Source organism: Synechococcus sp. W55.1 (assembly GCF_047461655.1).
In the GTDB taxonomy this organism is placed as follows: Bacteria; Cyanobacteriota; Cyanobacteriia; order Thermostichales; family Thermostichaceae; genus Thermostichus.
The window spans coordinates 1-24363 of record NZ_JANSHN010000004.1 but is presented as its reverse complement, the minus strand read 5'-3'; the positions used below and the strand labels follow the sequence as shown (position 1 = coordinate 24363).

The window sequence follows — 24363 nt, the reverse complement described above, 5'->3', positions numbered from 1 at the left end:
GATCCTCACTTTAGATAACCTCTGGGCAGACTGGGTTCAGGCTCAAGCGGCGCCATTTGCTCAGGAACCTGATCTACGGGAGCAGCTCTCTACGGAATTAGGGTCATTTGATTCAAACTAGGGCCCTGCACCCCCACTCAAAACGTTGGTCGCGTCAGCGTTGCGGAGCGATAATGCACAAGGCCAGAAGGCTTTTCTCAATAGCCCAGGCGTCTTACCCTAACCTGAAACGGCTATGAACGGTTGACCCCGGCATATGGGCACCGTTCTTCGATCCGAGTGTGCAGCTCATCTTCCGAGAAAGCAGCAACCGAAGTACCCTGTTTAGGATCTAGGCATGCCAGAGAACGGGGCCGGATGGATCCCGGCTTTACGGTAACTGCAGCCGGCTGCACCTCCCCTCGTCTCTTGCGAGCAGGCTTACTCTCTCCGGCTAGGGGTAGCCAGGGATCCTTCAAGGTCACGCGAACTCAATACCACTGCTGAGCGTAAAGGCGCTGCACCAAATAAAACACGAATAGGTTAACATCCACGCGCCGCTCGTCAATCATAAAAGACTCGATGGTGCTGGCCGGGGATCCCGCCGTGGTACAGCGAAAGAACTTGCGACCATTCAAGGATCCCTCAGCAAACAGCACGCTGAACTGCTTCTTGCCTCCTGCAAACGCCCCGATCAGCGTCTTGCCTTCTAGGCGCAGCTCCAGATCGTTGACCCCACGCTTTTGAAAAGCCGCAATGGCCGCCGGGATCACCTCTTCCGTGATCTGTTGCTCGAAGGGCTTTTCTTCCTTAGCGACTTTTTTCCCGGCAGCTTTGGGGGAATCCTCAGCAGCAGGCTTGGCAGCTTCAGCAGGTTTCTCGGTAGCAGCAACTTCGGGGGTGGGTTCTCCAGACATGGGGAAACGCTCCAACAATCAGATGGGTGTAAAGACTCAGATGCAAAACCATCAAAAACTCCGTCCAGAACCGGCAAAGAGCTAGCCCTTGGGAATGTACTGGCCGACAATTTCTTCAGCAGGGATCTGGGGAAAGCCCATGCTGAAGTTGGGGGCACGCCCCTGCAGGTTATAGGCGATCTCCCCTTGCTTGAGCAGGGAGCGGATGAAATGTTCCAGGTCAGACCCAATGCGGCGGATGTTGTACTCGGTCAAATCTCGCCCTCGGTACTCTTCCACCAGTTCCTCGAAACGGGCATAGACCTTCTGGAGCGCAGCATCCGTCCAGACCAGCTCGTTGTCCGGATCCACATCGAGGGTAAACAGGTCGTCGCGGGGCACGAAGTTGTTGTCGGCAGTAACTTCACCGGCAAAGATATGGACGTGACGAGTGGTGCATTTCAGCATTGCAATGGCTCCGATCCGGATCTAACCTGCTAAACAGCGTATCATTACCTAGCGCTTGTGGGGGATCCGCTATTTGCCCTCGGCTTACTTCGGCCCAAGCTTTTTCTATGCCCGCTGCTATTCCCCTACTGGAGCGCCTGCACATTGAGGTGAGCAAGTTCCCACAGCGGCCTATCGCGACAGCGTTGCGGTTCCCCTGCCCATAGCAACAACGTGACTTTCTTGTAGGGGGCTCACGCATTGGGAGGAAGTTCCAAGGCCAGCGGCCCCAGCAAGCCCTTGCGATAGTCGTTGAGAATTTGCCGTGCTGCCCGTTGAGGATCCCCTTGATACCGCCGCTCGGCCAACTCCTGCACTGCAGCACCACCGGGAGGGATCGGATCCGGCCAACCGTAGCGCCTTTGTAGGAGAGATCGGGCTTGGGGCTGCACCCTCAGCACGTGATCCAAAAAGTAGGCCGCCACCCGTTCGGGATCGTAGGCCGCTTCGCCGATGTCATCGCAGATGGCCAACAGAGAAGCCGCCTGTTGATCCGGCAGAGAGGGCGGTAGGATGCCCGGCGAGTCCAACAGATCCAACTCTCCCCCCAGCCGCACCCACCGCAGTTGCCGCGTCACCCCAGGACGTGCTGCGCTCTCGGCTGCCCGCCGCCCCAACAGTCGATTCAGCAAAGCAGATTTGCCCACATTGGGAAAGCCCACCACCACCGCCCGAACGGCCCGCGGTCGCATTCCCCGCTGTTGACGCCGCATATTGACCGATTGCCCCAGTTGCAAGACCGCCTGCTTGAGGCGATTCACCCCTTCTCCTGAGCGGCCATTGGTGGGATAGACAGGGATCCCTTGCCGTAAAAAATACTCCTGCCAAGCTTTCAGATCCCCAGCCTCAATGCAGTCCGCCCTGTTCAGAGCCAGGAGGCGAGGTTTTTCCCCCAGCCACCGGCCCAGCTCAGGATGACGGCTGGCCGAAGGGATCCGCGCATCCAACACCTCGATGACCGCATCCACTCGCTGCAACTCTTCCCGCAACTGGCCGATCGCCTTGGCAATGTGGCCGGGATACCACTGGATGGCCGGAGAACTCATGCCGCCAGAACCCTAGAAGTGGACAGCAGAAATCAACAGTGGGATCCAATCTAGCCCGATTCCCCAAAAGAGGCTCAACCTGCCCACCGAGGTAGCCAATAATACAATGTGGACGCGGCTGGGATCTTTATTTCATGGACAAGCTAATGTTAAGGCGTGTAACAGAGGGAAGGTTATGGTCAAGCGCGTGCGGTTGGATCCCATTGCCCAAGTGTCTGAAATCGCCACCAACAGCAATTTGCTCTCGGTACTGTTGCAGGAAGAGCTGAATGTGTTGAAAGAGTGCGGCGGGCGCGGCCTCTGTGCCACCTGCCATGTGTACGTTAAGGAAGGGATGGAGTCTTTGTCTCCGGTGAGCAAGCGGGAGCAGCGCACCCTGGAGGCGATCACCACCTGCAAGCCCAACTCCCGCCTGGCCTGCCAAGCGCGCGTGCTGGGGGAAGGGGTGGTGGTGGAATTGCCTGCCGGGATGTACATCAATGCTTTTCAGGATATCGAGGCGTTGATCGGTCGGCGGGCCGAACAGCCGCTTTTGCACCCTGTAACCGGCGCCATTTTGGTGCAGGAGGGTAAGCTGATCACCCGCTCGGTGCTGGAATCGGTGAAAGGGCTGGATCTGGATATCCAAGAAGCGTTGGCTCGGAGCAGCCAGGAGTTTTGAAATTGTGATCGCGACAGCGGGCCGGAGTCCTTTCCCATCCTTTAGGCCAGTTTGAGCCACTTGGCCACCCCATCTATACAGAGAGCATTCTTGGGCCTTGGGCACTCCATCATGACAAGGCATTTTCCTTCCTAATGATGAGCTGATGATGAGATGAGTACCCCTATGCCCCCTGTGTTTCTTGGGATCGATCTGGGCACTTCTGGGATGCGGGTGGTGGCCCTCTCAGAACAAGGAGAGGTGGTGGCCAAAAGCGAGCGCCGGTGGGATCCCCCAGAGACCAATCCAGGCCGCTGGTTGCGAACCCTGAAAGCCCTTCTGGGACAACTAACCGCGCAACTGGGGGATCGGTATTCCATTGCCGCTCTGAGTGCGTGCAGCACTTCCGGCACCATTCTGCCGGTGGATGGTCGGGGCATGCCGTTGGAACAGGCGTGGCTGTATTCCGACCCGCGGGGCCAGGCTCAGGCCAAGCAATTGGGGATCCCTGCCAGTTGGGGCCTCAGCCGTTGGCTGTGGTGGGCGGAAGCCCATCCTGATCAGTATCGAGACAGCTACCTGGCCCATCCGGCGGACTTTTTGCTGAGCCAACTGGGGGGGCGCAAGCTGGTTACCGATCACACCCACGCCCTCAAAAGTGGCTTTGACCTGGAGACCTACACCTGGCCTCAGGAGTGGTTGGCGCGGCAGGGCCTTGATCCTAAGCATTTCCCCGAGGTGGTGTCGCCGGGAACGGTTTTGGGAACGGTGCGAGCAGACTGGGGATTGGGGCCGGAAGTGCTGATCGCGGCAGGGATCACGGATGGCTGTGCCGGGCAATTGGCAGCAGGGGCCACCCGCTTAGGTCAGGTTTCCACCAGCTTGGGCACAACCCTCATTTTCAAGGCCAACAGTCCGGATCCCATACAAACCCCAAGCATCTATTCCCATTTGCACCCGGACTGTGCTCCACACCACTGTCGCGAACGAACGGTTTGGTGGCCGGGAGCGGCTTCCTTTTGTGGAGGCGGAGTTTTGCCCCATTACTTCCCTGGCGGCAACTTGCAAGTGCTGGATCAGCAAGCCCAGGCTTATCTGCCCACTGGGCTGGTCAGCTATCCCCTTTGTCAGCCGGGAGAACGTTTTCCCATTGTCGATCCCCGGTTTGCCGGGTTCTTGCCGGAGGCAGAAGAGGGATCCCCCCGTTTTTATGCTGCGTTGTTAGAGGGGGTAGCCATGGTCGAGCGGCTGGGGCTGGAAACGTTGGCGGCTCAAGGGATCCCGGTGTCAGAACAGAGTCCGATGTTCACCACCGGCGGAGGCAGCAAAAGCCCTCTTTGGTTGCGCCTGCGCGCCAGTATCCTTGCCCGTCCCTTGGCCGTGGTGAAACACCCAGAGCCGGCTGTGGGGGCAGCCATCTTGGCTGCTTCTGCCTATTGGTGCTGCTCTGTCCAACAGGCTGCCGATCGATTGGTGCAGGTGGAACGCTATGTTCAACCAGATCCAGAATGGGCGAAGTCTTACGCAGAGATCTACTCAGCCTTTCACAGCCGCCTGAGCAACCTGCTTTGACATGCTCCCTGCCCCACCAGCTTGCTTCCCCGTAGCGCTGGGGTTCTTGCTACGGTCATTTCAACAGTCATTTCGATCCAAACTAGGACACTACGCCCACCTAAAACATGGGCTGCGTCGTCGCATCGTCGCATCAGCGTTGCGGAGCAATCATGCACGAGGTCAGGAAGCTTTTCTCCGTAGCTCGGGCGTCTCACCCTAAGCTGAAAGACTATAGATCAAGGCACTTCTCAACTGCTCCGCGGTGCCGTCCAAACGCTTCACGCCGCTTCCGCGACCATCCCTAGGAAAGGGAGAGAGGAGCCAGGAAGCCATGCAGCGGAACAGTCTCATTCCTCCTTGAATGACTGTAGGTTTTTCCCTCTGAGACAGCGATGATGATCTCCCCAGTTGTTCGGGCTGCACTCTGCTCTTGCAAACGACTGATATTCATAGTTCATAGGGGATGTTGCATCAGCCAGAAGCCGGCGAAGGACTGGGCCTTGAAATCGGTTTGAATGGCGAGAAAGTGGATCCCTTGGGCCTGCTGCTGGCGCTGGGCAAAGACTTCTGCCTCTGTTCGCAGTTTTTCATCTCTCAGTTGCGCAAATAGGTAGCAATCGTTGAGGCCTGCCTCGAACAGGAGCCGTCCGTCTGCCACACTCAAGTAAGCGGGCTCCATACCGCTCATCCAGGCCGCCATCGGTAAAGCCCGCTGGGAGGCGATCACCAAGCCGGGAATGAGGGTGCTCCGTACCGCTGGCGCGAATGGGTCGGGCGTCAAAGTGTCCCAGGCAACCGGAAAAAGCTCGCCAAATTCCATTGGCCAAGCGTCGGCTTCCCGCAGATCCTCAGCTCGCAAGGTAACGAAAGCCCAGCGTTCTCCCTGCAACTTGTCCGGCAGACGGATAGGATCCGGCGGATCGGGATCCACAGGAGGTTCGGGGCTGTAGGTGAACTGAGTCTCTTGGGGGTAAACCCGCTCTGCCCGTTCTCGCATCCAGGCTTTGAGGGTGTAAACGCGACGACTGGGCAGCATCGGGATCCCAACCGCATCGCAGGCCCGTTGCAGGATGGAACTCATGCGGGCTCGAAACACACGAATGGCCGAGGGAGGCTGTGGGGCAGCTTCCAGGTAGCTCCGCAACTGTCGTGCCACCCAGGTGCTGTTCACCTCTTGGTTGCTGCAATACTGCGCTTGGCGAAACTGGCCGGTGGGATCGCACACCAACAGCTCCCAAACCCGTCGGTTCTGCTCATCCCGCAGGGGGACGGCGTTGAAATCCATCTGCCAGATAGGGCAGCGCGCAGGGCCAGAACGCAGGGGTTGAGTGGCCAAAGGATCCCTCCTATCGCGCTACGTGCCACTTGAGCGGGCCGGGGATCGTTCGCGTGAGCGGTGGGAAGCACTGTCCCCGACCAAGGCCAACTCCCGCTCCCCAAAAATGGCGGAAGCGTGGCGGTAGTACTTAAACTCCAGCAGGTTGTAGAAGGGATCCTGCAAAAAGAAGGTGCCGTGTTCCAAAGGGGTGTCAACAAAGCGCCAACGCGGCTCCTGATAAAAGGGCAAGGCTCGCTCCAGGGCACGGTCGGCCAGCGCCTGCCAATCCGCTTGGGTGGGGAAGATCAGGCCAAAATGGCGGGGGTAGATGCCCCGCTGGGGCGTCAGCTCTTCGTGGGTGAGGTGGGCCACCAGTTGATGGCCATACAGGTTAAAGATGACGGCAGCAGGGGTTTCTCGACCGATTTCACAGCCCAAGCCATCGCCGTAGTAGGCTTTGGCCAAGGCAATATCGGCAACCGGAAAGGCCAGATGAAAGCGGATAGTCTCCATCAACGTTCTCCTAGAAAGCTGCCAAAAGTGCCCCACCAGCCAACATCAGAGCCAGCACCCCGAGCTGTGGGGCTTTTCCCCGGCTAATGGGATCCCCGCTCTTTTCAAGGTAGGCGATCTTAGAGCTGCTGCAAGGTGGGATCCCTTCTCAAGCCCGAGATAGACTGTACGCCTTTGCGCAGGAGTGCCAACTGCTCGGATGCTATAACACTAGCTAGTGTGTTACCCGCGTGGCCGAGTCTGCAACAGACAACTCGGTGTGTTGAGAGCGTTGAAGACGCAAGAGGGCGATCTTGGCCATGACCAGCATCTGGATTGAGCAGCGCCGCCGCGAGGATGAATCTCGCAACTTTTTTTGGATGGTGGCGCTATCGCTGCTGCTGCATGTGCTGGTGCTGCTGGGATTGCTCCACTTGGGGCGGCTTTGGCTCACTCGCGAGCCAGAACAAGAAGCCATTGAGTTTATCCTTCTGGATCCAGAAGATCTGCAGCCCCCAGAGGAAGCAGATCTGGTTTCAGAAGTTGATTCCCGCGATGGGGGTGAGCGGGTAGAAGCTCCTCCGTCTCAAGGCAGTCCACCTCAATCTCAGGCCGCCCCTCCCCAGGAGGCCCCTGCTCCTCCTCCGCCAAGACCCCAACCACCGCCACCGCCTGCCCCTGTTCCACCACCACCTGCCCCGGCTGCAGTTGCCCTGGCAACCCCAACTCCAACCCCTCCACCCACGCCCACGCCTACCCCAACCCCCGCTCCCCCTCAGCCCACCGCGACCCCGACTGCGGCACCGCCCCCTCCCACGCCTGTCCCCAGACCTACTCCGACCCAAACTCCACCGCCTGTGGCGGCTGCTCCCTCCCCAAGGCCCACTCCCCCGCCAACTGCGGAGCCCTTGCCCATACAGCCAAGCGAGCGGGTTTCGGATCCCAGCCAATTGGCTCCCGTTCCGCCCGCTCCGCAACCGGTGACAGAGGTTCTTCCCGCCCAGCGGCCCTCTGACTCTTCCCAGTTGGGGCCTCCGGTCAGTGCCTCTGCTCCCAGCAATGGAGCCGGGATCCAGGGCAGTGGAGCTAGTGGATTGGCCAACCCCACCCAATCCGCTCCCAATCCCCCCAGTGTGGCAGCGCGGGCCGATGTGGATTGGGGCCCCTGGCTGGCCGCTTTGCAGCGGAAAGTGGAGCAAAATTGGATCCCTGGACAGACCGGCACCTCGCGTCGCACGGTGGTGATTTTTACGGTGGGTCGAGCTGGCGATCTGCAGAGCATTCGCCTGGGGCGCACGTCTGGCAGCCAACAAACCGATGATGCGGCGCTGACGGCTATCCAGAGGGCAGCCCCCTTCCTGCCCCTGCCTGAGGCTTATGAGGGCAACTCGGTGACGATTAATTTCACCTTTGATATCAACGTGCTGGGCCAGTTGACTGTAGGGGGATCCGCCAACTGAGGAGGGGATCCCTGCGAAACCCAAAAGACGGCGGCCTGGCAAGAGCCTACAGGGATCCCACAGGAGTTGGGGTGGCGGGCCCAGAGGCAACGCGGCTTATGCGACGCAAGCCCGGCAAGCCGGCATCCACCACCACCACACTGCCATCCGGTAAGACTGCCAAGCCGGCAGGCTGCTCAAACCGGGCTGCCGAGGTGGGGCCATCCTGCCAACCGCGCTGATTCTGTCCGGCCAAGGTGGAAACTTGTCCCCCAGGCTGAAGACGACGAATGCGATGGTTATCTCGGTCGGCCACCCAGAGGTTGCCTGCCGCATCGAAGGCCAGCCCCCCCAGGGTTTGAAAACGGGCCTCTGCCAGGGGGCCATCCCGATAGCCTGGCTCTGCCCCGGAGAGGGTGGTCACTCGTCCGCCAGCAGAGAGCCGGCGCAGGCGATGTCCATCGGCAATCCAGAGGTTCCCCTCCTTATCCACCGCCAGAGCCGTGGGCTGCAGGAGCTGGGCCTGTTCTGCTGGGCCATCGACGGATCCCGGCTGGCCGGTGCCGGCAACCGTGGTCACTTCACCTGCAGGGGTGATGCGGCGGATGCGGCGATTGGCGCGGTCGGCAACGTAGAGGCTGCCATCTGAACCCAAAGCCAGCCCAGATGGCTCCCGGAACTGAGCTCGGTCAAGCCCCCCATCTCGGTATCCGGCTATACAAGTGCCGGCAAAGGTGCTCACCTGTCGTTGCAGGTTGATATAGCGCAGGCAATGGTTGCCGCTGTCGGCCACCCACAATCCCCCCTTGGGATCCCAGAGCAGCCCCTGTGGGGAGTCAAACTGAGCTTGATTGGCTGCTCCGTCGCGGCGGCCTGCTTGGCCTGTGCCGGCCCAAACTTCCAGTTCCCCCTCTGGAGACAGCCGGAAGATGCGGTGCTGGGCTCTATCGGCTAAATAGAAGGCTCCTTCAGGATCCACAGCAATGCCGCTGATTTGCTGCAGGTAGATCCTGGACTCGGTGCCGGTGTTATCAGGGGCGTTGCCGACAGGATCTGCCGCGGGCGAGGTGCGGCCATCCAGCAAAGTTTCCACCACCCAGGCCGATGCTGCCGGAGCAGTGGGGGTGGGAGAGGGGCTGGGGGAAGGAGTAGCGGCAGGCCAATCGTAGACCAGTGTACCCAGCCCTTGCCCGGAAGCATCCGCAACAGCAACCCAAACTGAGCCGGAAAGAGAAGAAGGCGGCATCACCACCAGGCGGTCACCGCTGCGGGAGCGAATTTCCCCCCTCAGGATGCGCTCGGGATTGGCTGCTGCAGCAAAGAGAACCGTTTCCACCCGCTCCAAATTTTCCCCTGAGAGCAGCAACGGCTGGCCAAGGGTGGGCGCTGCCGAGCTGGTGTGCAGCAGCGGTACCCCCACCTCAGAGAGCACCAACATAGAAAGGCGGCGCTGGCGCTCTGTGTCTTGGGGAGGACGGTTAGCACCGCCAGAACCTCCAGAGCGGACAGAAAGGGTCAGGGATCCCTTCCCTTGCGCCAGAGTGGTGGATCCCCGATAGGCGATGGCGCTGAGCTCCGCTTCTCCGGCGGGGGGGTTGGTAAAGGTGAAGGTGGCCGGTTGCCCTGGGCGCAGAGGGGCAGTGGCGGTTTGGCGATAAGTGCCCAGGGTAATGCTCAGGTCGATCCCTTCCACCCCCGGCCAGGTGGGAGTGCGAGCCAGCCAGCGATCCACCTCTGAGGCCGGTAGCTGGGCCACCAGATCGGATCCCTGTTCCTGGAGCAGCAGAACGATGCGGTTGCTGGGCACCGACAAGCCGGACTGGCGGGCTTGCTCGAAAGTCAGAGAAAGCGGGGAGGGAGGGAGAGGAGTTGGAGTTAAAACCGGCTGTAGGGCCGCAGGGGGAACAACGCTGGGAGACAGACTAGAAGAAGAAAGCTCGCCACAGCCCGAGAGAGCCAGCACCAAGGCACTCAGCGCAGGCCAAGGTAGCGGTGTCAGGGAAGCCCGTCGTGGCATGATGCAGCTCATCCCCTCCCACAAACTGGGAAATGGCGGAAACCCAAACCCCCACGCTTACCTTCATCAGCGTACAAACCGGCGAGAATTGCCCAGCACCCTCTCTGCCGCAGGAGCCACCTCGACCAATGCCTTGGCCCCTGAACCGCATTCCTATTCATGACCAACCATCCTCACCCGCAGGTGAGTCGCACTCCTCACTCCATCTATCCTTACTCAAATCCCCACCGAAAGACCAGATAGCAGTTTCAGCGGCCAGGAAATCATCCAGGCCATAGCGGTAGCGCTGTAAGTCGATGCTGCCCGCGTTCGCCCGGTTCGGCTATAGAGTGGGGACAGGCCACTCTCGCGGATGAATCAAGTAGACGGTACCCCCGGAGTGCTCCAGCCACAACGACTCTAGCTGTTCGCGGCGGTAGGTACGGCGAACCTCTTCGTTGGTTTTGGCCGCCGGATCGTGGACGATGGGATCCCCATGGCTAAACTGCTCCGCACCGCTGCCGCGAGCAAACCCCACCAGCACCGCCAGATGGCCGTTGCTTCTGGGAATTGGCGCCCCTTCCAGTTCTCCCTCACCCCAAGCATAGCTGAGGATCACCGGAACCCCTGCCGCGATCCAGGCTTCTGCTTGAGCCAAGCTCTCCAGCCGCGCCACCACGCCGGACAAACCTTGCTCGGCAGCATGGGCGACGTTGAAAGCCCAGTTGCCATGGCCCTGGTAAACCCGGTCATACACACCGGCCACTGCTGCGCGCACCAACACCTCACAGGGGCGGGGATCCCGCTTCCAGTAGGCCATCACCATCGCCAAAGAGGTGGGGCTACACCAGACCTCTCCCCCATCGGGGTACACCATCTGGGAGCACCAAGGCAGATCCAAGATTTTGCCCCAGCGGCTGGGATCCCCAGGGGATAGGCGGCTGGGCCTGACCGGCTCGTTGGAAATGGCAACTGCCACCTGATCCACAACGGCAGAACGGCCTGGCTCTTGCGTGAACAGGCGCACCCTGACCTGGAAGGCTTCTGCTCCGTTGAGGGTATCCTTGAGCACCAGCAAGTCCGTGTACAGGTTGCCATCCTCATCCCCTTGTCCTTGCACTGAGTGGCTGGCCAGAGTCAAGGGATCCGCAGCCCATACCCCGCCGTGATACCACTTTGTCCAGCGGTCTGAAAGCTTGGCCCGAATCCACAGTTCCAACCAGGTGCCGGGGGGCGTGGTGGCATTCCAGGAAGCGATTGCCCCGACCATAGGGAAGCTGGTGGGGACTGCTGGGCTGGTGGCTTCTCCCACCCAGTAGGGGCCAAGGGGATAGAAAGGGCGCCCCCGAAGCGCCACCTCAGGCTCTTCAAGGCTGACTTCTTGCCGCAAACCCTCTGGATCCAAGACCAATTGCCCTCGGGCGTTCAGGCAGATCCCTTGGGTTGACCAGTCCTGAAACCCCTGAGCTTCTCCCGCCCGCCAGCGCTGAAACCCGGTGCGATAGGTGGAGTGGGTCTGGGCTTGCATCGTCAAGAGTCCTGGAAAAGTTGGAACAGGCTGGGCCAACGCGGGCAACCCCAGCAAGAGCAGCACAACCCCGCTGACCAGCCCAGGCAGCCCCTGCCGATAGCCACTGCCTTCTGCGAGCATTGTCCGCCTGCCCCCACTAATAGCGCGACACCGCCGGATGTCCACCAATGTACCAGCGCCAGGGGATCTCGGCTCCTTGGGTGATGCCGATGCGGGTGGTTTGGACGATGGACAACTGCGTTTGCCAAGAGGGGGATCCCTCCAGCCAAATGCCTTCCTGGCCGGCTTCCGCCCGCTCTAGCCGCCAGCCGTTGTGGGATCCGTCGATGCGCAGTGCTTGACAGAGCAGGCCCGGCCCCGCCGCCGCCCGTGCTGGCTGATTCTGTTTGTTGGCCGGGATCCAGTCTGGCAGGCGATCCAACTGAGCTGCCCGGATCAGAACCGCCGCCGGGATCCCTTCTGGCTCGGTAACGATATTTAGACAGTGGTAGAGGCCGTAGATGCGATAGATGTAGAGATGCCCTGGCGGGCCAAACATGACCTGGTTGCGTTGGGTCTTGCGGCGGTAGGCATGGCAGGCCGGATCCCCAGCCGTGTAGGCCTCCGTCTCTACGATCTGGGCCCGCACCTGCAGCCCATCGGCAAATTGCCGCACCAGAACCATGCCCAGCAAGGCAGGTGCCACCAGCGGGGCCGGCTGGCTCAACCACTCCACAGCGTCCACGGCAGGCTTGGCAGCCCTCAGCCCCCAGCAACGGCAGGGACGATGCTCACCTCATCCCCATCTTGCAGAGGGGTGTCACATCCCTTGAGGAAGCGAATGTCTTCGCTGTTCACATAAAAGTTGACGAAGCGGCGCAATTCCCCCTTCTCATCGCACAGCCGCGCCTTAATCCCCGGACAGCGTTGTTCCAAAGCATCCAACAATTCGCGGATGGTGGATCCCTCGCAATTCACCACCCCCTGATCCTGGGTGAGCGCCCGCAGCGTGTTGGGAATCAGCACCTTGACTGCCATAGCCCAATGCCTCGTCCATTAACCAACATCAAAAAACTAGGGTAGCAGCACCCCATCGATGCCGTGAATCACGCCGTTGGAAACTGGAATATCCGCCAGGTTCACGTTAGCCCCGTTGACCCGGATGCTGCCATCGGATCCCACTTGCACCTGCAGCGGCAGCCCTGCCAAGGTGGTGAGAGTAGCCGACTGGCCCGGTTGCAAATCAAACGAGGTAATCCGCCCCGGCACCACATGATACGTGAGAATGCGGGTGAGCTGAGCCCGGTTGGCCGGCTGCAACAGCGTCTCCACTGTACCCGGCGGCAGTTGCCCAAAGGCCACATCGGAAGGGGCAAAGACCGTGAACGGCCCCGGCCCTGCCAAAGCCGTATTTAGCCCCGCCGCCCGTAAAGCCGCTGCCAGCGTCGAGTAGCTGCTGGGCAAGGTTTCCAGCTCAACGGCAATGGTGTTCAGCCCTTGTGGCCGGGCCACGGGAGCAAAGACAAGCGGGGTCAGTACAGCCGCCACCGGGATCCAACGGCGAACAAGGCGCTGAACAGAAGGAAAGATAGGCATCGTGCAAAGCTCCTGAGCCAATAGGTCTACGCCAGGGATCTTAACAGTTCTTCATTAAGATCCTGTTAAGAGGCAGTGGAGAGGGTCTTCCCTGCAAACCGAGTTCATACTGATGCCTCTTGCCAGTCCAGCCGCTCTAGGGTGCGGGCGCGCTCCAAAGCCTGTTCAAAGCTCTCCAGCTTGGGCGAGATCACCAGAGGATGGCCTACGTGGGGTTGAACCGCCTCCTGGGTCTTCAGGCCGTTGCCGGTAATGTAGGCTACTGTAACCGCCTCCGGATCGATTTGACCGGATTCTGCCAGGTGTTTGAGCACGGCAATGGTGGTGCCGCCGGCAGTCTCGGTGAAGATGCCTTCGGTCTCGGCCAGGAGCTTAATGCCGGCGATGATCTCGGGATCCGTGGCCGTTGCGATCTGCCCACCGGTTCTGCGGGCAATGTCCAGGGCGTAGATCCCGTCGGCAGGGTTGCCGATGGCGATGGACTTGGCGATGGTATTGGGCTTAACCGGAGTGACAAAATCCCGTCCCTCGCGGAAGGCTTGGGCAATGGGCGAACATCCCTGCGCCTGGGCGCCGTGGAAGGTGACCGGCTTATCCGCCACCAGCCCCACCTTCACAAACTCCTGGAAGCCTTTGTAAACCTTGGTGTACAGGGATCCCGAGGCCAATGGGATCACCACCTGATCCGGCAGTTGCCAACCCAATTGCTCCGCCACCTCATAGGCCAGGGTTTTGGAGCCTTCTGAGTAGTAGGGGCGCAGGTTGATGTTGACAAAGCCCCAGCCGTAGCGATCCGCCACCTCGGCGCAGAGGCGATTCACCTGGTCGTAGTTGCCCTCTACAGCCATAACGGTGGGGTTGTAAATCAGGGATCCCAGCACTTTGCCCGCTTCTAAGTCCGCCGGGATGAAGATGGTGCAGTCCAAGCCGGCGTGGGCGGCAATAGCAGCGGTGGAGTTGGCCAAGTTGCCCGTGCTGGCGCAAGAGACGGTGGTAAAGCCCAGCTCCTTGGCACGGGTCAGCGCCACCGACACCACCCGATCCTTGAAGCTGAGGGTGGGCATGTTGACGGCATCGTTCTTGATGTAAAGATTTTTCAATCCCAGCCGCCGACCCAGCCGCTCCGCTTTGATCAGAGGGGTCAGGCCCGTGCCCACATCAATGGGCTTCTCAGAAGTCACCGGCAGAAAAGGCCGATAGCGCCAGATGGAATGCGGCCCGGCCTGGATGCTCTGACGGCTAACCGTGCGCTTCAGCCAGTCGTAGTCATAAGCCACTTCGAGGGGGCCGAAACACAGCTCACAAACATGCTTGGCGACCGGCTCATACTCGGCGCCACACTCCCGACAGCGCAAACGGCTGAAGCCCACCTTGGAGCTGTGCAAGGCAGAGGCCAACGGGGAATCGGCAGGGCTGAGCGGGCGTTCGGAAAGAGTTTGGGACATGGGCAGCCTCAAGGTGAAGGAAAGGGTGGGCGCTGGATTGAACTTACCTATCGTTGGGGGGAATCTTATCACCCGCAATCTGCCGCGTCAACTAAACCCGACTAAAATAGTCTGGATTAGATCCGGTTGAGGATAATGGAATCGGTGCTTGGCTCTCTCAGGCGGGCTGTCTGGTGTTTGTATGAGCCGCAACATCCCTTGGGCGACTCTGCCCTTTCCTCTGGGATCCCCTGCTATCGGCAGCCTTGGGGGAGCTGATCCCAGCGCCCTGAGGTCTCTTCAACTCTTCAATCAGGTGACTTAGGCTGGGAACTGAGCCTCTACCCAACTTTATTTCCCAGGGCAACAGAAAACTTTCCCTACTGCTCTGCCTGCCTCAGGCCGGTCGCAAATAACCCTATCCGTTGCCGCCATCGCTAAGCTGGATAAGCGAGCTGAAATAACCTGAAAATTAAAAGACCGGGGATCCCGGCTATTCATTTTGGAATTGCCACCCTATGCTCAGAGTTGGACGGGACAGCATTGATTTTCTCGATCACTACGATGTGGTGGTGGTCGGCGGGGGGCACTCCGGCTGCGAGGCAGCGTTGGCAGCAGCGCGGCTGGGCTGCAACACCCTCATGCTGACATTGAATCTGGACAAGATCGCCTGGCAACCCTGTAACCCCGCCGTCGGCGGCCCGGCCAAATCGCAACTGGTACACGAAATCGATGCCCTCGGCGGCGAGATGGGCAAAATCACCGACCGCACCTATTTACAGAAGCGGGTGCTCAACCGCTCGCGGGGGCCGGCGGTGTGGGCGCTGCGGGCACAAACCGACAAACGGGAATATGCGCGGGTGATGCGCTCGGTGGTGGAAAACCAGCCCAACCTGACGATTCGCGAGGGCACCGTTACCGATTTGGTGTTGGGGCGCAACGATGAGATCGTCGGCGTGGTCACCCACTTTGGCACCATCTTCGGCTGCCGAGCGGTGATCCTGACCACCGGCACGTTTTTGGGGGGGCGCATCTGGATTGGCCGTCACTGGCAATCTGCCGGACGAGCGGGGGAGTTTGCGGTGGAAGGGCTGACAGACACCCTGCACCAACTGGGCTTGGAGACGGGCCGGCTGAAAACCGGCACCCCTGCCCGCGTGGATCGGCGCAGCGTGGATTTTTCGGTCATGGAGCGGCAACCGGGGGATCCCGATGTGCGCTGGTTTAGCTTCGACCCCGAAGTGTGGGTGCCACGGGAGCAGATGGATTGCTACTTGACCCGCACCACCCCAGAGACCCACCGCATCATCCGGGAAAATCTCCACGAAACCCCCGTCTATGGCGGCTGGGTAGAGGCCAAAGGGCCCCGCTATTGCCCCAGCATCGAAGATAAAATTGTCCGCTTTGCCGACAAGGAAAGCCATCAGATTTTTATCGAACCGGAAGGGCGGGATCTGCCGGAGCTCTACATCCAGGGGTTCTCCACCGGCATGCCGGAGAAAATCCAGATCCAGATGTTGCGCTCCCTGCCGGGTCTGGAAAAGTGTGTCATGCTGCGCCCCGCCTATGCGGTGGAATACGACTATCTGCCGGCCACCCAGCTCTACCCCACTCTGATGACCAAAAAAGTGCAGGGGCTGTTTTGCGCCGGCCAGATCAACGGCACCACCGGCTACGAAGAGGCGGCAGCTCAGGGGCTGATGGCCGGGATCAACGCTGCCCGCCTGGTTCAGGGCAAACCTCTGGTCATTCTGCCGCGGGAGTCCAGCTACATCGGCACCCTCATCGACGATCTCTGCACCAAAGAACTGCGGGAGCCCTACCGCATGCTCACCAGCCGCTCCGAATACCGCCTCATCCTGCGCTCCGACAATGCCGACCAACGGCTCACCCCCCTGGGGCGGGAATGGGGCTTGATCGATGACCGGCGCTGGGCCCTGTTCCAAGCCAAGCAAGCCCGTATCGCAGCCGAAATTCAACGGCTGGAAAGCCAACGGGTGAAGGCCCAAGACCCCGCCGGGATCCAACTGAGCCAACTGACCGGACAGGGGATCAAGGGATCCGCCACTCTGGCCGAGATCTTGCGCCGCAACCAGATTCACTACTCCGATCTCCTGGAACTGGGGCTGGGGGATGCGGAGCTGGATCCCTTTGAGCAGGAAGCAGCGGAAATTGCCGTCAAATACAGCGGCTACATCCAGCGGCAGCAAAGCCAAATCGAGCAGGTGAGCAAACAGTACCATCGCCCCTTGCCTCCTGACCTCGACTACCAGGCCATCCCCACCCTATCCAAAGAGTCGCGGGATAAGCTCTCGGCGGTGCGTCCCCTCACCGTGGGCCAGGCAGCCCGCATTGGCGGTGTCAACCCCGCCGACATCAATGCCCTGCTGATCTACCTGGAAGTGAGGCAACGTCAGAGGACGGCTGCGGCAGATCCCGTCTGTTCTTCTGTATGAGCTCCGCCCCCACCCAGGTAGAGGGAAGGGATCCCTTCCAGGGGCAGGCGAGAGGCCACCCCCAGCTCCAGCGGCGAGACCTCCCCTCTCAGCCAATGGCAGAGACCAGCCGCCCCGATCATGGCCGCATTGTCGGTACAAAGGGCAATCGGCGGGATCACCACCCGCAACCCCTTTTGCCGGGCTGCTTCCCTGAGGCGGGCCCTCAGCTCTCGATTGGCAGCCACCCCTCCGGTCAGCAGCAGTGTCGAGAGGCCCAGCGCTTCGGCACAGGCCACCGCTTTTTGGGCAAGTGCACCGGTCAGGCGGGCTTGAAAGCTGGCGGCAATATCGGCAATGGGCAACTCCTGGCCCTCTTGCCGCAACTGCTGTACTAGGCGCAACACCGCCGTTTTTAGGCCACTGAAGCTGCTGTCGTAGGGATGATCCACTTTGCCCTCTGGCAGCGGGAACCGCTCTGGATCCCCCTGCTGGGCCCAACGGTCGATCTGCGGCCCCCCCGGGTAGCCCAGCCCCAACAGCCGCGCCACCTTATCAAATGCCTCGCCGGCAGCATCGTCGCGGGTGCGGCCCACCGTCTGGTAGTCCCCGTAGTCCTTCATCCAAATCAGGCTGGTATGGCCTCCCGATACCAAAAGGCATAGGCAGGGGGGGCGCAAATCGGGCTCTGCCAAGAAGCCGCTGAAGAGATGGCCCTCCAGATGATGCACCCCGATCAGGGGCTTGTCGTAAAGCAAAGCCAGGGTCTTGGCCCCCATCAGCCCCACCAGCAGGGATCCCACCAGGCCCGGCGCACAGGTTACGGCAATGGCATCTACCTCGGCCACCTCCAATCCTGCCTGTTGCAGAGCCCTCTCCAGCACAAAGGGCAAGGTTTCCACATGCTGACGAGAGGCCACCTCCGGCACCACCCCCCCGTAAGCAGCATGAAGGTCGATTTGGCTGGCCACCACGGAGCTGAGCTGCCGTGGGGCAAACCCCGGCCAGGCTGCATCCGCCGCCACCACAGCCACAGCCGTTTCGTCACAACTGGTTTCGATGGCAAGGACGCGGGGCATGGGAGAGCAAGCTGGGGAAAGGAATAGGAAAGCCTTGGGATCCTTAAATTAAGAATTGTGTGAGCTAAAACTCAGGATCCTTCGGGGCGAGGCGCTCAGGAGTATGATACTAACCGTTTAGTGCCTGTTGCTGCACTTAGCATCCCTTAGCATTTGGACAGATCCTAGACCCCTACCTCAAGGACACATCCTGCTATGCGAACCTTTTTAAGCCTTCTTTTGGCCCTTTGCATCGCGCTTGGCCTCGCCCAATCTGTGCAGGCAGAGCCCTTGATCGGTCTGAAACCTTGCAGCGAAGTTCCCGCTTTTCAGGCTCTGATGAACGAACGCCTGAGCAGCCTAGAGGAGAAGATCCTCAACGCCAGCCCTGCTATGGCTCCCGTCTACCAGCAAAAGCTGGCCCAAACCAGCAAGCGCTTTGAGCGCTACAGCAAGCTGCTCTGCGGCGAAGAGGGCCTGCCCCACCTGGTTACAGATGGTCGGTTGAACCATGCGGGCGAGTTTCTCATCCCCGGCCTGCTTTTCCTCTATATCGCCGGTTGGCTGGGCTGGGCCGGGCGTTCTTACCTCATCGCGGTTCGGGATGAGGATAGCCCCGAGATGAAAGAGAGCCTGATCGATGTACCGCTGGCGCTGCGGTGTTTCCTCACGGCTTTGGCTTGGCCTGCTGCTGCTTTCAAGGAGATTGCCAGTGGCGAAATTCGAGAGCCGGAAGCGGCTGTGCCCATCTCGCCCCGCTGAGGAGCTGAGCCCGGCTTTCTAACTCGATCTGTTCAATCTTTGAGAGGCATCTATGGCTGACTTCACCAAGTTTCTCACCACTGCTCCGGTGGCGTTTATCCTGTTTTCCAGCTTCGTTTTTGCCCTGTTCATCGAGATCAATCGCTTCTTCCCCGACATTTTGACGTTCTGAGTGTAGGCCAGGGATCCCCAGCGCAACCTACGCCCGGTGGGATCCCTGCTTTTTTAGGCTTTTTTCCATCCTCCTTTGAACTGAACACAGAGTTGCTGAAATGGTCGAACCCAATGCCGATCCTGCTCCGTTGAATAGGTTGAACATGAATAAGGGATACGTCACCGTCCCTGAGGGAGATCCGCAAATTGGGGATCTCTGGACACCGATCAACCACGCGCCTGTTGTCCGGCTGTTGATCGACTGGCTGCCCATCAACCGACCGGGATTGAGTTCCATTTGGCGGGGCTTGGAAATCGGTATGGCCCACGGCTATTGGCTGGTCGGCCCCTTTGCCAAGCTGGGGCCGCTGCGCAACGAGCCCATCGGTCTGCTGAGCGGCTTTTTGGGAGCCTGTGGCCTGATCCTGATCCTGACGGCGGCCCTTTCTCTCTACGGCTCTGTCACCTCGCAGCGCAACACAGGGCCGGTAAAGGGATCCCAATCTTGGAGCGAATTGGCCGCTGGCTTTTTGGTAGGGGGTATGGGGGGGGCGATCGTCGCCTACCTGCTTTTGCTAAATGCGGATCTCCTGATTCCTGCGTCTTAATTGAGGCTATTGGCCTTCCATCACATCATCCACAACGTCTTTGATTGCCTCTCGAGCATCTTCGACTCCAGGGTGGGCGGCTGCTTCCGCTTGCTCGGCCCTGCCTTCCAGCCTTTCACGCTGATCGCTGGCCAGCTCACCCACAATTTCTTGGATTTTGCTCTCCAGATTCTTGGCAGTAACTCCAACTGGCTTTTCAAGGCTCATAACATCAGCCCCTTAACCGGCTTTGCCCTGCCTACTCGATAGCACCTTTTCTCTCTGGGCCTCGTGATCCAAATCACCTGCAAGGGGGGAAAGAGCGCGAGTCAGGCTAGCAGACCAGAGGAAGCTTGTCTTAGCATGGACTGAATCCTGCAATGAGCCGATGACAGCGGTTCTAGACATTTTTTCTGCCTATCTTTCGTGAGCTGCTGTGAACGATCTGCTGTTCGAGCCCACTTCCGAAAGGCCCTCCTTGGCCGAGATTCGCCGCCTATCGCCCGCAGCCTTGGCCTACTTGGGAGACGCCATTTACGAACTGCATGTGCGGCGGCAACGGCTATTTCCTCCGGATCGACTGGAGCGCTATCATCAGCAGGTGGTGAGGCGGGTGCGCGGCTCGGCTCAGGCTAAGCTGCTGTTGGCCCTGTTGCCCCATCTCAACCCCGAAGAGCAGGAAATTGTCCGCTGGGGTCGCAATGGCTGCGGTCGCCCACCCCGGCATCTGCCTCTGGCCGATTACCAAAACGCCAGCGGCCTGGAAACAGTTCTGGGCTATCTCTACCTGGCCAATCCCGAACGGCTGCGCCATATCCTCGCCCTCACTGATGTTTTGGCTGAGACCCTAGGCGAGTGGGAAGGTTAGGATAGTCTTTCCGTCTTTCCATCTTCCACGCCCATGCCCAAGACTTCTCAGCGCAAACCTGCTTCACGGCTGTCTCGCTCGGGCAAACTGCAGCGGCGAGGGGCAGGGCAATCCGTTAGCAAGCGGGTACAGCGGCCCAAACGCCGAGACGGGGATCCCAAGCTTGCCACCCAAGAGGCTCCGGTGAAGCCGATCCGCCGCAACGCACAGCGGCAGTGGCCCCAGGGCAAGGTGGCTCCTCAACCGGCAGGCCAACGAGATCCCGGCCTTCCCATGGGTGGGACAGGGGTTCTGCCGGAAGAAGTGCAGCTTCAGGCCGACCGGGATCCGCAGACCGAGCTGGAGCAAGAGATCATCTACGGTCGCCAGACGGTACTGGCCGCCCTGAGAAGTCAAGCCACCCTCAACCGGGTTTGGATCCTGCCGAGGTTGCGCTACAGCCCCCAATTTTTGTCTCTGTTGGAAGAAGCCAAAGCGCGGGGCACTGTCATCGACGAAGTATCTCCACAGCGGCTGAACACTCTCACGGCTGGCGCCAACCACCAGGGTATTGCTGCCCAAGCCACGCCTTATCAGTACATGGATCTGGAGGATTTGGTGGAAAAAAGCCGGCAGGCCGGCCCCAATCCGGTGCTGGTGGTTCTAGACGGGATCCAGGATCCCCATAACTTGGGAGCCATTGCCCGTAGCGTAGAAGCTTTTGGCATGCAGGGGATGGTGATCCCCCAGCGGCGGGCAGCAGGAGTCACCTCGACGGTGATGAAGGTGGCGGCAGGAGCCCTCTCCACCTTGCCGGTGGCGCGGGTGGTGAATTTGAATCGGGCTTTGGAATACCTCAAAGAGCAGGGGTTTTGGGTTTGTGGCACCACCAGCCGAGGGGCTGACCCCATCTATAGCGCCGATTTTCAGCGGCCCATTGCTTTGGTAGTGGGATCCGAGGGGGAAGGGATTAGCCTGCTCACACAACGCCATTGTGACCAACTGCTGTCCATTCCCTTGGCAGGCCGCACTGAAAGCTTGAATGCTTCTGTGGCCACCGGCATTGCCCTCTACGAAATCCACCGGCAGCGCTCTCCCCACCACCTCAAACGCCCTGAGGTTGATACATTCCTCAACAAATCGTCAATAAAAGTAGTAGAATCTAGGGGATTGCAAAAGGACATCCAATGATTGCTAGACTTGATAATGGGGGATGGATCCCGTGAGCAACCTTTTGGCCAATCTGTTGGATAGGCTGCGCGGCCTGTCGGTCTGGATCGAGATCACCACCGAGGACTGCACCTACTACTACGGCCCCTTCTCCGATGAAGCTGAGGCGGAGCGGCTCAAAGGCCACTACATCGCCGACCTGCAAAAGGAAGGAGCCAAAAAGATCCAGGCTCTGGTGAAGAAAATGCGCCAGCCACAGTCTCTGACGGTGACCCGTACTCCGTCGGGAGCCCGTTCCTGATGTCTGCTACGGCTTATCAAGTAACCCTTCATCACCGCGGCCAAACCTACCGCTTCCCTGCCTCTGCGGATCAGACGGTTTTACAAGCTGCTCTTGAACACGGGATAGAGCTACCTTCCTCTTGTCAGGCGGGGGTTTGCACCACCTGTGCGGGGCGGCTGAAGTCGGGATCTGTGACTCAGACAGAGGCAATGGGGATTGGGCCAGAACTGCAGGCCCAAGGGTTTGTGCTGCTGTGTGTAGCCTATGCTACCTCCGATTTGGAGGTGGAGACCGATCAAGAGGAAGAGGTTTACCGTTTGCAGTTTGGCTCCTAACCGTGCCGGATTTCTGTTCAGGTCTACTTGTTAGTAGGTGTTGTAGTCATTTCGATTCAAACTAGGACACTGTACCCACAACTAAAACCTTGGTCGCGTCAGCGTTGCGGAGCAATAATGCAGGGGCCCAAAAGGTTTTTCTCAGTAGCCCGGCTGTCTCAGCCTAATCTGAAAATACTACATTAGTTTATATTGTTGGATTCTTAGTGTTAGAAGTTATCGAAAGTAAGTCTGTTTCCTTGGCGAGATCAGTTCTCGACTCCTGTGAAGTTGCATTTGTTGCACCTATCTCTGCCGTTGAGCTCGCCTCTCTCTGCCCCGCAACTGGAGCAATCCCTCTGTCAGCAAGTTGACCGGGAGCTGGGCCAGCCGGCTCGGCTTCTGCGCTGGAGCTTGACGGCGGTGGAGGGGGATAGAGCCTGGGTTGAGGTGGTCGCCACCACTGATGAGGGCTACTCGGATTTAGACTAGGACAACTCACTCTTAGTCAGCTTCTTGACAGACGTCTGCAAGAGTTTTCCCAATACCCCAGTGGTCTCAGACCAATCGAGAACCAACAGTTTCATTGCTACGTTAAAGAGATGGTTCATATTGATTGATGGAAATGGCTATCGGTACCCTTGCCCATTTTTGTCGTTTGGCCAATGTCTGTCTCTGCATCTGAACCAACTCCGGCTCCACTGCTGGCCGAGCAGCACCCCCCTGTCGCCCTCACCATCGCTGGATCCGACAGTGGTGGGGGAGCAGGGATCCAAGCGGATCTGCGCACCTTTGCTTTCCAACGGGTACACGGTACCTCTGCCCTGACCTGCGTGACCGCCCAGAATACCCTTGGGGTGAGCCGGGTGGATGCGCTGCCCCCCGAAGCCGTAGCCGCCCAAATCGAGGCTGTGGTGCAGGACATCGGGGTGCAAGGGATCAAGACGGGCATGTTGCTGAATGCCGAGATCGTGCTGGAGGTAGCCCGTCAGGTGGAGCGCTGGACGTTGCGGCCTCTGGTGGTGGATCCGGTGATGGTGTCCCGCACGGGAGCGAAGTTGTTGGCAGATGAGGCCATTCAGGCCATCCGCGAGCGGCTGATCCCCTTGGCTCAGGTGCTGACCCCCAACCGCTATGAGGCGCAAATTTTAACGGGGCTGGAGCTGCAGTCCCTGGCAGATATGCAAACGGCGGCCCAGCAGATTCACACCCTGGGCTGTGGAGCGGTGTTGGTTAAAGGCGGAGGCATGCCGGGGGAACTGCAGGGGGTGGATGTGTGGTTCGATGGCGAGCGACTGGAAGTGCTGAAAACAGAGCGGATCCCCACCCGCCACACCCACGGCACCGGCTGCACCCTCTCGGCGGCCATTGCGGCGCAGATGGCCTGGGGTAAGGATCCCTTTGCGGCCACGGTGGCGGCCAAAGCCTATGTAACGGAGGCGCTGCGACATCCTTTGGCCATCGGGTCAGGGCAGGGGCCGGTGGGGCACTTCTACCCGCTTCTGTCCGGGATCGGCGAACCTGTGCCATAAGAGAGAAGTCCCTCTCTCTGGCTACTATGGCTGGCCCATTGAATCTTTCTAGGAAGGGATCCCTGCCCAAATGGCGGCTTTGGCTACCCCTCCTGCTGCAACTGGGTATCGTTCTGCTGATACCGTCTCGGCAAGCGTTGACCCTCGCTGTCGGAACCACGATCTACCTGCAAACGGCCCCCGTGGATCCCTATGACCTTTTGCGGGGCCGGTACGTGACCTTGGGCTACGTCGTCGCTCGACGCTCCACCCTAGAGCAACTGCCGGGTTGGTTACCTGATTTGGAGACGCCAGGGATCCTTTATCTGCGCTTAGCTCCCCCCGAAGGGGATCCCACTCAACCTTGGCGAGCAATCGGTGTCAGCCGGGAGATGCCCAAAGATTTGCAGCCTGAAGAGAAAGTGCTGCGAGGCTGGTTTGACGGGCAGCAGCTCAAGTTGGGAATCGAAGAATTTTTTATTCCCGAAGCGATTGGAGATGCCTTGGAAGAGGATATTCGGCGTTACCCTGAAGCCACGCGGGCAGAAGTGAAAGTGGATCCCTGGGGCAAGGCAGCATTGGTCGGCCTCTGGGTAAGAGAGCGTCGGTACTAAGTGTATTCTTGGCTTTGGACTTCTTTAGCTTTCACAATCGGAAAGCTCTTTATCTAGCATAATCTCATGCTTCTCTAATTTGTCAATTTTTATTTGGCTCTAGCGATGATTTCAGTCCCTGAGCTGAAAACAAGCTATGGCCATTTCGATTCAAACTAGGTCGTGTTGATCTTATGTTAGGATAGAGAGAATAATTTATAGAGGAAAGAGGATGAAGTTGGTTTTTTTAGAT

Annotated in this window: 27 protein-coding genes; 14 read left to right on the top strand and 13 right to left on the bottom strand. The window is 59.6% G+C overall.

Translation table 11 applies throughout. The features are described 5' to 3' along the window. Nucleotides 1-470 precede the first annotated feature (470 nt). The 3 genes from NW816_RS03075 to ylqF form a co-directional block, all read right to left on the bottom strand. Nucleotides 471-896: a DUF2996 domain-containing protein gene (locus NW816_RS03075; protein ID WP_414408205.1), complete on the bottom strand. Its 426-nt coding sequence runs from the start codon at nucleotides 894-896 to the stop codon at nucleotides 471-473. A gap of 81 nt (nucleotides 897-977) precedes the next feature. Continuing rightward, nucleotides 978-1343, bottom strand: a complete 366-nt coding sequence (locus NW816_RS03070) for an NAD(P)H-quinone oxidoreductase subunit M (RefSeq protein ID WP_011432289.1) — start codon at nucleotides 1341-1343, stop codon at nucleotides 978-980. Between the two features lie 233 nt (nucleotides 1344-1576). Then, a complete protein-coding gene (ylqF, locus tag NW816_RS03065; protein ID WP_414408204.1) occupies nucleotides 1577-2428 on the bottom strand; it encodes a ribosome biogenesis GTPase YlqF in 852 nt (283 codons plus the stop codon). 175 nt (nucleotides 2429-2603) lie between these two features. On the opposite strand from ylqF, the gene NW816_RS03060 reads away from it, so the two are divergent. After that, nucleotides 2604-3089 carry a 2Fe-2S iron-sulfur cluster-binding protein gene (locus NW816_RS03060; RefSeq protein WP_414358164.1) on the top strand — a complete coding sequence of 162 codons (486 nt, stop codon included), beginning with the start codon at nucleotides 2604-2606 and terminating at the stop codon, nucleotides 3087-3089. Between the two features lie 165 nt (nucleotides 3090-3254). Next, the gene (locus tag NW816_RS03055) at nucleotides 3255-4640 is read left to right on the top strand and encodes an FGGY-family carbohydrate kinase (protein ID WP_414408203.1); all 1386 of its coding nucleotides are present in this window, start codon (nucleotides 3255-3257) and stop codon (nucleotides 4638-4640) included. A 436-nt stretch (nucleotides 4641-5076) separates the two neighbouring features. On the opposite strand, the gene NW816_RS03050 is transcribed toward NW816_RS03055, so the two are convergent. Continuing rightward, complete coding sequence (locus NW816_RS03050; protein WP_414358169.1) at nucleotides 5077-5958, bottom strand: Tab2 family RNA-binding protein; 882 nt, start codon at nucleotides 5956-5958, stop codon at nucleotides 5077-5079. 18 nt (nucleotides 5959-5976) lie between these two features. Next, on the bottom strand, nucleotides 5977-6453 hold the full coding sequence (locus NW816_RS03045; RefSeq protein ID WP_414358172.1) for a VOC family protein: 477 nt from the start codon (nucleotides 6451-6453) through the stop codon (nucleotides 5977-5979). A gap of 299 nt (nucleotides 6454-6752) precedes the next feature. On the opposite strand from NW816_RS03045, the gene NW816_RS03040 reads away from it, so the two are divergent. Continuing rightward, nucleotides 6753-7892, top strand: a complete 1140-nt coding sequence (locus NW816_RS03040) for an energy transducer TonB (RefSeq protein WP_414408202.1) — start codon at nucleotides 6753-6755, stop codon at nucleotides 7890-7892. A 46-nt stretch (nucleotides 7893-7938) separates the two neighbouring features. Here the strand turns inward: NW816_RS03040 and NW816_RS03035 are convergent, their stop codons facing one another. From NW816_RS03035 to thrC, 6 genes are all read right to left on the bottom strand, one after another. Further along, nucleotides 7939-9888, bottom strand: a complete 1950-nt coding sequence (locus NW816_RS03035) for an NHL repeat-containing protein (RefSeq protein ID WP_414408201.1) — start codon at nucleotides 9886-9888, stop codon at nucleotides 7939-7941. Nucleotides 9889-10210: 322 nt separating this feature from the next. Then, nucleotides 10211-11518 carry a peptidase C39 family protein gene (locus NW816_RS03030; RefSeq protein WP_414408200.1) on the bottom strand — a complete coding sequence of 436 codons (1308 nt, stop codon included), beginning with the start codon at nucleotides 11516-11518 and terminating at the stop codon, nucleotides 10211-10213. 16 nt (nucleotides 11519-11534) lie between these two features. After that, nucleotides 11535-12113, bottom strand: coding sequence for a DNA-3-methyladenine glycosylase (locus tag NW816_RS03025; protein ID WP_011434357.1), 579 nt, complete (start codon nucleotides 12111-12113; stop codon nucleotides 11535-11537). Between the two features lie 26 nt (nucleotides 12114-12139). Continuing rightward, entirely contained in the window at nucleotides 12140-12415 is a 276-nt protein-coding gene (locus tag NW816_RS03020) for a ubiquitin-like small modifier protein 1 (protein ID WP_011434358.1), read from the bottom strand. Between the two features lie 36 nt (nucleotides 12416-12451). After that, entirely contained in the window at nucleotides 12452-12973 is a 522-nt protein-coding gene (locus NW816_RS03015) for a fasciclin domain-containing protein (RefSeq protein ID WP_414357601.1), read from the bottom strand. A gap of 104 nt (nucleotides 12974-13077) precedes the next feature. After that, complete coding sequence (thrC, locus tag NW816_RS03010) at nucleotides 13078-14418, bottom strand: threonine synthase (RefSeq protein WP_414357602.1); 1341 nt, start codon at nucleotides 14416-14418, stop codon at nucleotides 13078-13080. A 497-nt stretch (nucleotides 14419-14915) separates the two neighbouring features. Here thrC and mnmG point away from each other — a divergent pair, with 497 nt between their 5' ends. After that, nucleotides 14916-16853 carry a tRNA uridine-5-carboxymethylaminomethyl(34) synthesis enzyme MnmG gene (gene mnmG / locus NW816_RS03005; RefSeq protein ID WP_414408199.1) on the top strand — a complete coding sequence of 646 codons (1938 nt, stop codon included), beginning with the start codon at nucleotides 14916-14918 and terminating at the stop codon, nucleotides 16851-16853. Here mnmG and tsaD read toward each other — a convergent pair. Continuing rightward, on the bottom strand, nucleotides 16811-17911 hold the full coding sequence (gene tsaD / locus NW816_RS03000) for a tRNA (adenosine(37)-N6)-threonylcarbamoyltransferase complex transferase subunit TsaD (RefSeq protein WP_414408198.1): 1101 nt from the start codon (nucleotides 17909-17911) through the stop codon (nucleotides 16811-16813). The genes mnmG and tsaD overlap by 43 nt on opposite strands. A 195-nt stretch (nucleotides 17912-18106) precedes the next feature. On the opposite strand from tsaD, the gene NW816_RS02995 reads away from it, so the two are divergent. From NW816_RS02995 to NW816_RS02985, 3 genes are all read left to right on the top strand, one after another. Then, the gene (locus tag NW816_RS02995) at nucleotides 18107-18652 is read left to right on the top strand and encodes a Photosystem I reaction center subunit III (protein WP_414342216.1); all 546 of its coding nucleotides are present in this window, start codon (nucleotides 18107-18109) and stop codon (nucleotides 18650-18652) included. A gap of 52 nt (nucleotides 18653-18704) precedes the next feature. After that, nucleotides 18705-18824, top strand: coding sequence for a photosystem I reaction center subunit IX (locus NW816_RS02990; RefSeq protein WP_011434365.1), 120 nt, complete (start codon nucleotides 18705-18707; stop codon nucleotides 18822-18824). A 100-nt stretch (nucleotides 18825-18924) separates the two neighbouring features. Continuing rightward, nucleotides 18925-19413 (top strand): photosystem I reaction center protein subunit XI, encoded by a 489-nt coding sequence (locus NW816_RS02985; protein WP_414408197.1) that lies wholly within the window; start codon nucleotides 18925-18927, stop codon nucleotides 19411-19413. Nucleotides 19414-19419: 6 nt separating this feature from the next. On the opposite strand, the gene NW816_RS02980 is transcribed toward NW816_RS02985, so the two are convergent. Continuing rightward, nucleotides 19420-19620, bottom strand: coding sequence for a CsbD family protein (locus tag NW816_RS02980; protein ID WP_414408196.1), 201 nt, complete (start codon nucleotides 19618-19620; stop codon nucleotides 19420-19422). Nucleotides 19621-19828: 208 nt separating this feature from the next. Between NW816_RS02980 and NW816_RS02975 the strand changes: the two genes are divergently transcribed. From NW816_RS02975 to NW816_RS02945, 7 genes are all read left to right on the top strand, one after another. Continuing rightward, nucleotides 19829-20260 (top strand): ribonuclease III domain-containing protein, encoded by a 432-nt coding sequence (locus tag NW816_RS02975; RefSeq protein ID WP_011434368.1) that lies wholly within the window; start codon nucleotides 19829-19831, stop codon nucleotides 20258-20260. 33 nt (nucleotides 20261-20293) lie between these two features. Then, nucleotides 20294-21430 (top strand): 23S rRNA (guanosine(2251)-2'-O)-methyltransferase RlmB, encoded by a 1137-nt coding sequence (rlmB, locus tag NW816_RS02970; RefSeq protein WP_414408195.1) that lies wholly within the window; start codon nucleotides 20294-20296, stop codon nucleotides 21428-21430. Between the two features lie 22 nt (nucleotides 21431-21452). Continuing rightward, on the top strand, nucleotides 21453-21710 hold the full coding sequence (locus NW816_RS02965; RefSeq protein WP_414408194.1) for a DUF1816 domain-containing protein: 258 nt from the start codon (nucleotides 21453-21455) through the stop codon (nucleotides 21708-21710). Further along, nucleotides 21710-22027 carry a 2Fe-2S iron-sulfur cluster-binding protein gene (locus NW816_RS02960; protein ID WP_011434371.1) on the top strand — a complete coding sequence of 106 codons (318 nt, stop codon included), beginning with the start codon at nucleotides 21710-21712 and terminating at the stop codon, nucleotides 22025-22027. Before NW816_RS02965 ends, NW816_RS02960 begins: the two co-directional genes overlap by 1 nt. 276 nt (nucleotides 22028-22303) lie before the next feature. Continuing rightward, nucleotides 22304-22498 (top strand): hypothetical protein, encoded by a 195-nt coding sequence (locus NW816_RS02955; RefSeq protein ID WP_414342212.1) that lies wholly within the window; start codon nucleotides 22304-22306, stop codon nucleotides 22496-22498. A gap of 173 nt (nucleotides 22499-22671) precedes the next feature. Further along, the gene (gene thiD / locus NW816_RS02950; protein ID WP_414408193.1) at nucleotides 22672-23538 is read left to right on the top strand and encodes a bifunctional hydroxymethylpyrimidine kinase/phosphomethylpyrimidine kinase; all 867 of its coding nucleotides are present in this window, start codon (nucleotides 22672-22674) and stop codon (nucleotides 23536-23538) included. Between the two features lie 26 nt (nucleotides 23539-23564). Beyond that, complete coding sequence (locus NW816_RS02945; protein ID WP_414408192.1) at nucleotides 23565-24131, top strand: GDYXXLXY domain-containing protein; 567 nt, start codon at nucleotides 23565-23567, stop codon at nucleotides 24129-24131. Nucleotides 24132-24363 lie beyond the last annotated feature (232 nt).

Bases quoted from the DNA above. Each gene is read 5' to 3' on its own strand.
- NW816_RS03075 (WP_414408205.1), bottom strand. From the start codon at position 896: ATGTCTGGAGAACCCACCCCCGAAGTTGCTGCTACCGAGAAACCTGCT.
- NW816_RS03070 (WP_011432289.1), bottom strand. From the start codon at position 1,343: ATGCTGAAATGCACCACTCGTCACGTCCATATCTTTGCCGGTGAAGTT.
- ylqF (WP_414408204.1), bottom strand. From the start codon at position 2,428: ATGAGTTCTCCGGCCATCCAGTGGTATCCCGGCCACATTGCCAAGGCG.
- NW816_RS03060 (WP_414358164.1), top strand. From the start codon at position 2,604: ATGGTCAAGCGCGTGCGGTTGGATCCCATTGCCCAAGTGTCTGAAATC.
- NW816_RS03055 (WP_414408203.1), top strand. From the start codon at position 3,255: ATGCCCCCTGTGTTTCTTGGGATCGATCTGGGCACTTCTGGGATGCGG.
- NW816_RS03045 (WP_414358172.1), bottom strand. From the start codon at position 6,453: ATGGAGACTATCCGCTTTCATCTGGCCTTTCCGGTTGCCGATATTGCC.
- NW816_RS03040 (WP_414408202.1), top strand. From the start codon at position 6,753: ATGACCAGCATCTGGATTGAGCAGCGCCGCCGCGAGGATGAATCTCGC.
- NW816_RS03035 (WP_414408201.1), bottom strand. From the start codon at position 9,888: ATGCCACGACGGGCTTCCCTGACACCGCTACCTTGGCCTGCGCTGAGT.
- NW816_RS03030 (WP_414408200.1), bottom strand. From the start codon at position 11,518: ATGCTCGCAGAAGGCAGTGGCTATCGGCAGGGGCTGCCTGGGCTGGTC.
- NW816_RS03020 (WP_011434358.1), bottom strand. From the start codon at position 12,415: ATGGCAGTCAAGGTGCTGATTCCCAACACGCTGCGGGCGCTCACCCAG.
- NW816_RS03015 (WP_414357601.1), bottom strand. From the start codon at position 12,973: ATGCCTATCTTTCCTTCTGTTCAGCGCCTTGTTCGCCGTTGGATCCCG.
- thrC (WP_414357602.1), bottom strand. From the start codon at position 14,418: ATGTCCCAAACTCTTTCCGAACGCCCGCTCAGCCCTGCCGATTCCCCG.
- mnmG (WP_414408199.1), top strand. From the start codon at position 14,916: ATGCTCAGAGTTGGACGGGACAGCATTGATTTTCTCGATCACTACGAT.
- tsaD (WP_414408198.1), bottom strand. From the start codon at position 17,911: ATGCCCCGCGTCCTTGCCATCGAAACCAGTTGTGACGAAACGGCTGTG.
- NW816_RS02995 (WP_414342216.1), top strand. From the start codon at position 18,107: ATGCGAACCTTTTTAAGCCTTCTTTTGGCCCTTTGCATCGCGCTTGGC.
- NW816_RS02990 (WP_011434365.1), top strand. From the start codon at position 18,705: ATGGCTGACTTCACCAAGTTTCTCACCACTGCTCCGGTGGCGTTTATC.
- NW816_RS02985 (WP_414408197.1), top strand. From the start codon at position 18,925: ATGGTCGAACCCAATGCCGATCCTGCTCCGTTGAATAGGTTGAACATG.
- NW816_RS02980 (WP_414408196.1), bottom strand. From the start codon at position 19,620: ATGAGCCTTGAAAAGCCAGTTGGAGTTACTGCCAAGAATCTGGAGAGC.
- rlmB (WP_414408195.1), top strand. From the start codon at position 20,294: ATGCCCAAGACTTCTCAGCGCAAACCTGCTTCACGGCTGTCTCGCTCG.
- NW816_RS02965 (WP_414408194.1), top strand. From the start codon at position 21,453: ATGGATCCCGTGAGCAACCTTTTGGCCAATCTGTTGGATAGGCTGCGC.
- NW816_RS02960 (WP_011434371.1), top strand. From the start codon at position 21,710: ATGTCTGCTACGGCTTATCAAGTAACCCTTCATCACCGCGGCCAAACC.
- thiD (WP_414408193.1), top strand. From the start codon at position 22,672: ATGTCTGTCTCTGCATCTGAACCAACTCCGGCTCCACTGCTGGCCGAG.
- NW816_RS02945 (WP_414408192.1), top strand. From the start codon at position 23,565: ATGGCTGGCCCATTGAATCTTTCTAGGAAGGGATCCCTGCCCAAATGG.